This is a genomic window from Nocardia sp. NPDC059229, assembly GCF_042754165.1.
Taxonomy (GTDB): Bacteria; Actinomycetota; Actinomycetes; order Mycobacteriales; family Mycobacteriaceae; genus Nocardia.
Genome location: NZ_JBHZAK010000080.1, coordinates 1 through 1,208 on the forward strand (window position 1 = coordinate 1; position 1,208 = coordinate 1,208).

Sequence of the window (1,208 nt, forward strand, 5' to 3'; positions counted from 1 at the left end):
CTGTTAAGATAGAACGTTTCAGACTTTAGTGAGGAATGAAACGATTCGATGGAGGCATTATCAGCGGGTGTCCCTTTGCGGGACATGCTCATGGTAATGCCTTTTGTTTTAACAGCTTTCTGATACTCGTAAGATGTATACACAGATCCTTGGTCACTATGTAACACGCAGTTCTCAGGCAGTGTTGGCAGTTGATCAAGTGTGTGTAAGACAAAGTCTGTGTCCTGCTTATCTCCAATCGTAAAAGCAATCACTTCTCCATTATATACATCCAATATACTGGAAAGGTACAATTGTTTCTGTCCATAAGGCAAATACGTGATGTCTGTTACTAGTTTTTCAAGAGGATGATCAGACTGAAAGTTCCTATCTAATATATTGTCGACCACGGCATATGGCTGCCCATTCTTCTTGCGCTTTTTCACCTTAACCCGGCACTGCCACTGATTTTTCTGCATAATACGCTGAACCGTTTTATGGTTAATACACATTCTCTTTTTTAATATAGCTGTGATTTTTCGATATCCATATCGATACTGGTGCTCTCGGCACAACGTGCCGATTTGTTTTTCTAAATGGCGCTTGGGATGATCTTTCTTCAGATTCTTCTTCCAACGATAATAAGACGAGCGAGAGATACCTAAATGAATACAGATATCCTGCACGGTCATTGTGCTGTGCAATTCTTCTACAAGTTCGACTGACGTTTGGCTATCAACTTCCTTTCCAATTCGTTGTACTTTTTTAACACTTCATTCTGTTGTCTCAGATATCGATTCTCTGCCTGCAGTTTCTCTAATTCGGAAGAATACTCCGGACCTTTTCCATAAGTGTATTGCTTACCAACAGGCTGTTCAAATCGATGTGTATCACCAGCCTTATACCATCTGACCCATGTCTTAATCTGCGTATTATTTTTGATATTCAACTCCTGCATGATCTCTTTCATAGGTACGCCTGCCAATCTCATTTCTACAGCCTTCTGTTTCACTTCAACCGGATAACTCACTCTTGTCCCCATAGAAAAAACACCTCCAAGTCTAATTTCGGATAACAATCATCCGTATTCAAACTTGAAGGTGTTTTTATTTGTCTCATCTTATGGGGTCAGTCCCTTGACGCAAGGAGCTTTTATCGTTTATATAAACATGCCGGCAATGGCTGCGCTGAGCAGATTGGCTAATGTTCCTGCAAGAACAGCCTTCAGG

The 1,208-nt window shown here is 40.9% G+C and carries 1 pseudogene; it reads right to left on the bottom strand.

What is annotated here, in order from left to right:
* Positions 1–1,021, bottom strand: a pseudogene (locus tag ACFXHE_RS44155) (IS3 family transposase); the annotation flags it as partial.
* Positions 1,022–1,208 lie beyond the last annotated feature (187 nt).